We start from the raw sequence: 7,537 nt of genomic DNA, 5'->3' as shown, positions 1-7,537 counted from the left end.
ATGTCGTCGAGCGCATGTTCTGCCGCTTCAAGGACTGGCGCCGCGTCGCCACCCGCTTCGACCGCAATATCAAGACCTTCATGGCAACCATCGCCATCGCAGCCTTCGTCACATGGTGGCTCTAATGAGTCCGGACCCTAGCTCGCAAAGCTGCGGTCGAAACAGTGAGGACAGCGTTGGAACCTTATCTCGCGCATTCTGTGTAACGATAGATTTGACCGCAGGAGCGGTCGTCGCACTGACCGATAACTATGAGATATTTGCAGAGGTTCACTTGGCTCGCCAATAAGGCGCGGGTCGAAGTCGAGCGTCGTAAACGGACGCACCCCTTCCTATGACGGTCAAGGCGCTCAACCCAGCCTGGCGAAATTGGCGACCCCGGGTGCTGGCTGTGGTGACCGGCTTGTCGGAATGGCAGACCGCCCGCCCAGTTTTTCTGTCCCACTTACCACATTCGTGAGCATGGTGTCGTCGATGCGATAATAGACGAGCTTGGCGTCTTTGCGGATCTTTACCAGACCTGCGTGGCGAAGGACCGCCAGTTGCTGCGAAAGGGTTGGCTGGCCGATCCCGGTGTCGTCGCCGATTTCCCCCACATTGCGTTCCGTGCCCGAAAGTGCCTTCATGATCCGTAGGCGCACTGGATGCGCGAGAGCCTTCAAGGCATCGACCATCTCCTCGTCGGTCATTTCTTCGAGCCCCCCCTGGTTTCCTTCATGAACCAATCGGTCTGACCTTTTGCGGAGAATACGGTTTCGAGCGATGCATCTGGCTGAGACAGCAGGGCCTCGCCGGGCCTCCAGTTCGCAGGGGCCAGTACAGGTCCGTCATCGACCGCCTGAAGAGCGTCGAGCATCCGCAGCATCTCGGGCGTCGAGCGCCCCACGTTCGCCGGATAACACGTAAGCGCGCGGATGACCCCCTGGGGGTCGATGAAGAATGTCGTTCGCACCGTCGCGCTGTCGTTATCCTGCGGGGCCACCATTCCGTACGCGCGCCCGATCACCAGCGTCGGGTCTTCGACGATCGGAAAGCGCACCTCGACATCATACCGGTCGCGGATCAGCCGCAGCCAGGCGAAATGCGAAAAGAGGCTGTCGACCGAAAGCGCCATGAGCGCGCAGTCCCGCTTCTCGAACTCATTGGCCGATTGGGCCAGTGCGACGAACTCGGTCGTGCAGACTGGCGTAAAGTCGGCCGGGTGAGAGAACAGGATAAGCCAGCGACCGCGAAATTCCGACAGCCGGATTTCCCCTGTCGTACTCCGCGCGGCAAAATCGGGCGCCACATCGCCAATTCGCAGCCCCCCGCAAGGAACTTCGCGCGGAATGGGAGCCTGGGAGTTCTCGTTTGCCATTGCATCCCCTTAGCACTTGACAGCGAACTAGCAACACATATAAACAATTTATGTAAGTCTAGGAGTTTGGCAAGATGGTTGACGATCTAACGCTCAATCGCGCCACCGCGCAAATCAAGCGGGCGCAGGATGACAAGTGTCTCCGCCCTTCGATCGCCGGTTTTTTCGACGAGGCGACCAATACCGTGTCATACGTCGTCCACGATCCCAAAACCGACGAGGCGGCGATCATCGACTCGGTTCTGGATTTCGAGGCAGCTTCCGGCCGGACCTCCAATGGCTCTGCCGACCGCATCATAGAGTATGTCACTTCGAATAATTTGAAGGTGACATGGCTGATCGAAACCCACGCCCATGCCGATCACATTTCAGCTGCGCCCTATCTGCAGGAAAAGCTCGGCGGCAAACTGGCGATAGGCCGGGAGATCATCCGCGTGCAGGAAGTGTTCGGCAAGCTTTTCAACGCCGGCACCGATTTCGAACGCAACGGATCGCAGTTCGACAAGCTGTTCGAGGACGGCGAAACCTTCAAGGTCGGCGAACTGGAAGGGATCGCGCTCCACGTACCCGGCCATACGCCGGCCGACATGGCCTTCATCATCGGTGATGCCGCGTTCGTGGGCGATACGATCTTCATGCCCGATTTCGGGACCGCCCGCGCGGATTTCCCGGGTGGCGACGCGCATCAGCTCTTTCGCTCGATCCGCCGGCTGCTTTCGTTGCCCGACGAGACCCGGCTGTTCCTGTGTCACGACTACAAGGCGCCGGGCCGCGACGAATATGCCTGGGAGACCACCGTCGAGCAGCAGCGCGAAGGCAATGTGCACGTCAAGGATGGTGTGACCGAAGAGGAGTTCGTCCAGATGCGGACCACCCGCGACAAGACGCTCGCCATGCCGAACCTGATCATGCCCTCGGTCCAGGTGAATATTCGCGGCGGTCGCCTGCCCGACCCCGAAGACAACGGCGTCAGCTACATCAAGATACCGGTCAACGCCGTATGAGCCTGCGCGGTTATCCCGACGCCGCCCCGCTCGCCGGGCTTGCGGGCGGCGTGCTCATCGGCCTTGCGGCCGCCCTGATGCTGCTGGCGCTTGGGCGGATTGCAGGCGTGTCCGGTCTTGCCGCCAAGGCGGTCGGGCTCGGCGGGAGCGGTATTTCCCGGAGCGGGGCGTGGATGTTCCTGATCGGCCTGCCTCTTGGTGCGCTTATCGTAATCCTCGTATCGGGCGGGATCGAGGCCAGCTTCGCCAGTCCGCCGACGCTCGCCATCGCCGGACTGGCGGTCGGCGTGGGGACGCGCCTCGGCAGCGGATGCACCAGCGGGCACGGGGTGTGCGGCGTCAGCCGTCTGTCGGCCCGCTCGATTGTCGCCACACTTACTTTCATGGCGACCGGTATTGCGACAGTCGCTGTCATGAACGCTCTCGGGCTGGAGGTGTTGTAATGCGCGCTGCTCTGACCTCGATCGTATCCGGGACTCTGTTCGGGGCAGGTCTTGCCCTTGGCGGCATGACCGATCCGGTCCGCGTGCGGGGTTTCCTCGATATCTTGGGCGACTGGGACCCGACGCTGGCCTTCGTGATGGGCGGCGCCGTCATCGTCATGGCCATCGCCTGGCGGATCGTGCCCCGGATGGCCGAACCGCTTTTCGGCGAGCAATTCCACCTGCCGACCAGGTCCGACCTTACGCCCAGCCTGATCGGCGGCGCGGCCCTGTTCGGCATCGGCTGGGGGATCGCCGGCCTTTGCCCCGGCCCGGGAATCGCCGCGCTAGTCATCGAGCCTGCGGCGGCCGCGATCTTCATCGTCGCAATGCTTGCGGGAATGGCATTGGTGCGCCTTGCAGAAGGAGCCTCCTCGTGAAACTGGCCAACGTGACCGAAACCTTTTTCGTTGCTCCGCAGGTCCGACCGCAGGACATGAGGGCACTCGCCGACGCCGGCTACCGCACGGTGATCTGCAACAGACCAGATGGCGAAGAACCGGGGCAGCCGACCGCCGCCGCGATTCGCGAGGCCGCGGACGCCGCTGGCATGGCGTTCCATCACATCCCGGTTTGGGGAGGCGCGTTTCCGCCTGATGCGGTCGAAGCATTCAACCGCGTTCGCGGCGAGGCGAATGGCAAGGTGCTGGCCTATTGCCGGACGGGCACGAGGTCGATCATGCTCGATGCGCTCGCCAACACCGATCGCTCGAGCGCGGATGTCCGGATCGAGCGCGCCCGTCAGGCAGGCTACGATCTGTCCGCGATGCGCGAGCGGCTTGGCGAATGACAGGCAGACACCGGAGAGTTCGTCATGGCGCGTAGGCTTCACCACGATGTCGTCGTCATAGGCGGCGGTTCGGCAGGCATCGCGACCGCTTCATCGATGCTGAAAAGACGCCCCTCGCTCGATATTGCCATCGTCGAGCCGAGCGAGGACCATTTCTACCAGCCCGGCTGGACTATGGCCGGCGGAGGCGTCTTCAAAGCGCCTGTCACGAAACGGCCGATGGCGAGCGTCATGCCTACGCGAGCGACCTGGGTGCGCGAAGCCGCCGCTTCGTTCCAGCCGGAGAGCAATCAGGTCACGCTCGGGGACGGCACGGCACTTACTTACGATGTCCTGATCGTCGCTCCCGGCATCCGCCTGGCGTGGGAAAAGATCGAGGGCCTCGAGCAGACGCTCGGCAAGAACGGCGTCACGTCCAACTATCGCTACGACCTGGCACCCTATACCTGGGAGCTCGTCCGCAATCTGAAATCGGGCCGGGCGATCTTTCACCAGCCGCCGATGCCGATCAAATGCGCCGGCGCTCCGCAGAAGGCGATGTACCTTTCGTGCGACGCCTGGATGGAGCGCGGCGTCCTCAACGACATCGACGTCGAGTTCCATAATGCCGGCGGTGTGCTGTTCGGGGTCAAGGAGTACGTCCCGGCACTGATGGACTATGTCAAGAAATACGGCATCGATCTCAGGCTGAACCGCACGATGGTGGCGGTCGATGGCCCGGCCCGGCGCGCGACTTTCGAGACCGAAACCGGCGAGGATACGGTCGAGTTCGACATGCTCCACGCGGTTCCGCCGCAGGTGGCCCCGCAATTCGTCGCCGACAGCCCGCTGGCCAATGCGGAAAGCGGCTTTGTCGATATCGACAAGTTTACCCTCCAGCACGTGCGTTATTCCAACGTCTTCGGCGTGGGCGACGCGGGATCCATGCCCAACGCGAAGACCGCGGCCGCGGCGCGCAAGCAGGCGCCGATCGTCGCCGTCAACGCCCTGGCCGTGCTCGACGGACAGCAGCCCGTCGCCGATTACGATGGCTATGGCTCGTGTCCGCTGACCGTCGAGCGCGGCAGGATCGTGCTCGCCGAGTTCGGTTATGACGGAAAGCTTCTGCCCAGCTTCCCCAAGTGGGTCATAGACGGGACCCGGCCGGCCAAGCTGAGCTGGCTGCTGAAATCCGAAGCCCTGCCGTGGATCTACTGGAACGGAATGCTCAAGGGGCACGAGTGGCTGGTTACGCCGCAGATCAAGAGAGCAGCGTAGTCGTGAGCGACGCCGTCCCCGAAACGGCTGCCAAGCCGCCCGGCTTGCCGCGCAGGCGCAAGCCGGGGCTGCTGGCCCAATACCTACCGATCCTCGAATGGGCCCGGACCTATGACAGGTCGGTCCTGACGAACGATCTGGTTGCGGCGATCATCGTCACGATCATGCTGATCCCGCAAAGCCTCGCCTATGCGCTGCTGGCGGGCCTGCCACCCGTTGTCGGCCTCTATGCCTCGATCCTGCCTCTGGTGGCCTACGCAATCTTCGGCACCAGTCGAACGCTGGCCGTAGGACCGGTCGCGGTCGTTTCCCTGATGACGGCGAGTGCCGCGGGCGCGGTCGCGGCGCAAGGCACTGCGCTGTATCTCGAGGCCGCAATCACGCTGGCGGCCTTGTCCGGCGTAATGCTCGCCGTGCTCGGCTTTCTGCGCCTGGGCTTCCTTGCGAACCTGCTCTCGCACCCGATGATCAGCGGGTTCATCACGGCGAGCGGCATCCTCATCGCGACGAGCCAGTTGAAGCACATCCTGGGCGTGACGGCGGGGGGCGAAACCTGGCCCGCGATGCTGGGTGCCCTCGCCTCGGCGATAGATACCATCAACCCGTGGACGCTCGCGATCGGCATTCCGGCGACGCTGTTCCTGTTCTGGGTGCGCAAGGGCCTGAAGCCTGCACTCGTCAAACTGGGCCTGGCCCCCCGTTCAGCCGACATCGCGGCCAAGGCGGGGCCGGTGGTCGCGGTGATCGTCACGATCCTTGCAGCGATCGGTCTGCAACTTGGCGAGCGCGGCGTGGATCTTGTCGGGGCAATCCCGCAGGGCCTTCCCCCATTCGCCCTGCCCTCGACCGACCTTGATCTGATCGGTCAGCTCTGGGTGCCCGCACTGCTGATCTCGATCATCGGCTTCGTCGAAAGCGTGTCGGTCGCGCAGACGCTGGCCGCTAAACGACGCCAGCGGATCGCGCCGAACCAGGAGCTGATCGGCCTCGGTGCGGCGAATATCGCCAGCGCTTTTTCGGGCGGCTATCCCGTGACCGGCGGGTTCGCCCGGTCGGTAGTCAAATTCGATGCCGGGGCGGAAACGCCTGCCGCCGGTGCTTACACAGCTGTCGGAATTGCCTTGGCGGGCCTGTTTCTCACCCCGCTCCTGTTCCACCTGCCCATCGCCACGCTGGCCGCGACGATCATCGTCGCGGTCCTCAGCTTGGTCGATCTCAAGACGCCGGCCAAGTTGTGGAATTACTCGAAGGCCGACTTTGCCGCGCATCTGGCGACGATCGTCATCACCCTGCTCGCGGGTGTCGAGCTCGGCCTGATCGCGGGCGTCGCGGTCGGCCTGCTGCTGTATCTGTGGCGCGCCAGCCGCCCTCATGCCGCGATCGTCGGCCGGATCGGGGGCACGGAACACTTCCGCAATGTCGAGCGGCACGAGGTCTTCACCGTCGCCCACGTCCTCTCGATCCGCGTCGACGAGAGCCTGACCTACCTCAATGCCCGCTGGCTGGAAGAATTCGTGCTGGAACAGGTCGCGGAACGCCCCGCCGTGCGACACGTGATCCTGATGTGCAGCGCGGTCAACGAGATCGATGCGTCCGGGCTCGAAAGCCTCGAAGCGATCAATCACCGCCTGAGCGATGCCGGCATCGGCCTCCACCTGTCCGAGGTGAAAGGCCCGGTCATGGACCGCCTCGAGCGGACGCATTTCGTCAAGGAGCTGAACGGCCATGTATTCCTGTCACAGAACCGTGCTTTTCGCGAACTGGCCGACAATGGAGGAGTACGCGAAGAACCCATCCCGGATGCCGAGCGCGGCATGATCTGACGCCCGCCACGGCCGATAAGAAGATCCGCCTGACGATCATCTACCCGATCAGCGTGGGGCGCAACTTCGACGAGATCCTCCGCGCGATCGACTGAGCGCGACCGCCGGCCGGATTTCGATGGAGGCGGGATCGGTTCGCGCCGGTTCCGCTTTCATCATATGAGGAGAACACGATGCTGCTCGAAAAAATCAAGACGCCCGGCCTTTCGCACCTGTCCTACCTGATCGGGTCCGAGGGCAAGGCGGCGGTGATCGATCCGCGCCGCGACTGCGAATGCTACGTCGAGATGGCGCGCGCCGAAGGGTTTGAGATCACCCATATCTTCGAGACCCATCGCAACGAGGACCTTGTTTCGGGCGCGCCCATTCTCAAGGAACTTACCGGTGCGCGTGTCCTGCACGGGCCCAATCCGGCAGGCGAAGTGGTCTATGCCGATATGGCGCGCGAAGGCGACGAGTTCGAGATCGGCCAGCTCAAGATCCGGGTTCTCGAGACGCCAGGTCATACCGACGACCATCTCGCTTTCGTCCTGCACGATACCGCCTATCCCGAAGGCCCGGTGGGCGTGTTCACCGGCGATGCGTTGTTTGTGGGCGATGTCGGCCGCACCGACTTCTATCCCGACCGCAAGCGCGAGGTGGCGGGATTGCTGTACGATTCGCTCCAGAAGCTCCTCGCGCTGGGGGATCAAGTCATTCTCTATCCCGCGCACGGCGCCGGGTCGGTCTGCGGATCGGGGATGGCGGAACGCGAGTTCTCGACGCTGGGCCATGAGCGCGCCAACAATCCGCGGTTGCAATGCGAGAGCCGGGAAGCGTTCATC

The 7,537-nt window shown here is 63.4% G+C and carries 9 protein-coding genes and 1 pseudogene; 8 read left to right on the top strand and 2 right to left on the bottom strand.

Annotation, left to right across the window (positions count from 1 at the left end; genetic code table 11):
* Window positions 1-125: pseudogene (locus tag ACHFFA_RS06175) on the top strand (IS5/IS1182 family transposase); the annotation flags it as partial.
* Window positions 126-350: 225 nt separating this feature from the next.
* Here the strand turns inward: ACHFFA_RS06175 and ACHFFA_RS06170 are convergent.
* Complete coding sequence (locus tag ACHFFA_RS06170) at window positions 351-689, bottom strand: ArsR/SmtB family transcription factor (RefSeq protein ID WP_394269967.1); 339 nt, start codon at window positions 687-689, stop codon at window positions 351-353.
* Window positions 686-1,357 (bottom strand): peroxiredoxin, encoded by a 672-nt coding sequence (locus ACHFFA_RS06165; protein ID WP_394269966.1) that lies wholly within the window; start codon window positions 1,355-1,357, stop codon window positions 686-688. Before ACHFFA_RS06165 ends, ACHFFA_RS06170 begins: the two co-directional genes overlap by 4 nt.
* A 74-nt stretch (window positions 1,358-1,431) precedes the next feature.
* Here ACHFFA_RS06165 and ACHFFA_RS06160 point away from each other — a divergent pair, with 74 nt between their 5' ends.
* The 7 genes from ACHFFA_RS06160 to ACHFFA_RS06130 all read left to right on the top strand — a co-directional run.
* Window positions 1,432-2,361: an MBL fold metallo-hydrolase gene (locus ACHFFA_RS06160; protein ID WP_394269965.1), complete on the top strand. Its 930-nt coding sequence runs from the start codon at window positions 1,432-1,434 to the stop codon at window positions 2,359-2,361.
* Window positions 2,358-2,804: a YeeE/YedE family protein gene (locus ACHFFA_RS06155; protein ID WP_394269964.1), complete on the top strand. Its 447-nt coding sequence runs from the start codon at window positions 2,358-2,360 to the stop codon at window positions 2,802-2,804. The genes ACHFFA_RS06160 and ACHFFA_RS06155 overlap by 4 nt, the downstream gene beginning before the upstream one ends.
* Complete coding sequence (locus ACHFFA_RS06150; protein WP_394269963.1) at window positions 2,804-3,223, top strand: DUF6691 family protein; 420 nt, start codon at window positions 2,804-2,806, stop codon at window positions 3,221-3,223. The genes ACHFFA_RS06155 and ACHFFA_RS06150 overlap by 1 nt, the downstream gene beginning before the upstream one ends.
* On the top strand, window positions 3,220-3,633 hold the full coding sequence (locus ACHFFA_RS06145; protein WP_394269962.1) for a TIGR01244 family sulfur transferase: 414 nt from the start codon (window positions 3,220-3,222) through the stop codon (window positions 3,631-3,633). Before ACHFFA_RS06150 ends, ACHFFA_RS06145 begins: the two co-directional genes overlap by 4 nt.
* 24 nt (window positions 3,634-3,657) lie before the next feature.
* Window positions 3,658-4,890 carry an FAD-dependent oxidoreductase gene (locus ACHFFA_RS06140; protein ID WP_394269961.1) on the top strand — a complete coding sequence of 411 codons (1,233 nt, stop codon included), beginning with the start codon at window positions 3,658-3,660 and terminating at the stop codon, window positions 4,888-4,890.
* Window positions 4,891-4,892: 2 nt separating this feature from the next.
* On the top strand, window positions 4,893-6,713 hold the full coding sequence (locus ACHFFA_RS06135; RefSeq protein WP_394269960.1) for a SulP family inorganic anion transporter: 1,821 nt from the start codon (window positions 4,893-4,895) through the stop codon (window positions 6,711-6,713).
* A gap of 173 nt (window positions 6,714-6,886) precedes the next feature.
* A partial coding sequence (locus tag ACHFFA_RS06130) for an MBL fold metallo-hydrolase (RefSeq protein ID WP_394269959.1) occupies window positions 6,887-7,537 on the top strand: 651 nt, incomplete at its 3' end.

Origin of the sequence: Qipengyuania sp., assembly GCF_043423005.1 — a bacterium.
Lineage (GTDB): Bacteria > Pseudomonadota > Alphaproteobacteria > Sphingomonadales > Sphingomonadaceae > Qipengyuania.
The sequence above is the reverse complement of the archived record's forward strand: the minus strand, read 5'-3'. Positions and strand labels throughout refer to the sequence as shown.

What these genes read in the sequence shown, in the direction of transcription:
- ACHFFA_RS06150 (WP_394269963.1), top strand. Translation starts at nt 2,804, where the DNA reads ATGCGCGCTGCTCTGACCTCGATCGTATCCGGGACTCTGTTCGGGGCA.
- ACHFFA_RS06170 (WP_394269967.1), bottom strand. Translation starts at nt 689, where the DNA reads ATGACCGACGAGGAGATGGTCGATGCCTTGAAGGCTCTCGCGCATCCA.
- ACHFFA_RS06160 (WP_394269965.1), top strand. Translation starts at nt 1,432, where the DNA reads ATGGTTGACGATCTAACGCTCAATCGCGCCACCGCGCAAATCAAGCGG.
- ACHFFA_RS06155 (WP_394269964.1), top strand. Translation starts at nt 2,358, where the DNA reads ATGAGCCTGCGCGGTTATCCCGACGCCGCCCCGCTCGCCGGGCTTGCG.
- ACHFFA_RS06140 (WP_394269961.1), top strand. Translation starts at nt 3,658, where the DNA reads ATGGCGCGTAGGCTTCACCACGATGTCGTCGTCATAGGCGGCGGTTCG.
- ACHFFA_RS06165 (WP_394269966.1), bottom strand. Translation starts at nt 1,357, where the DNA reads ATGGCAAACGAGAACTCCCAGGCTCCCATTCCGCGCGAAGTTCCTTGC.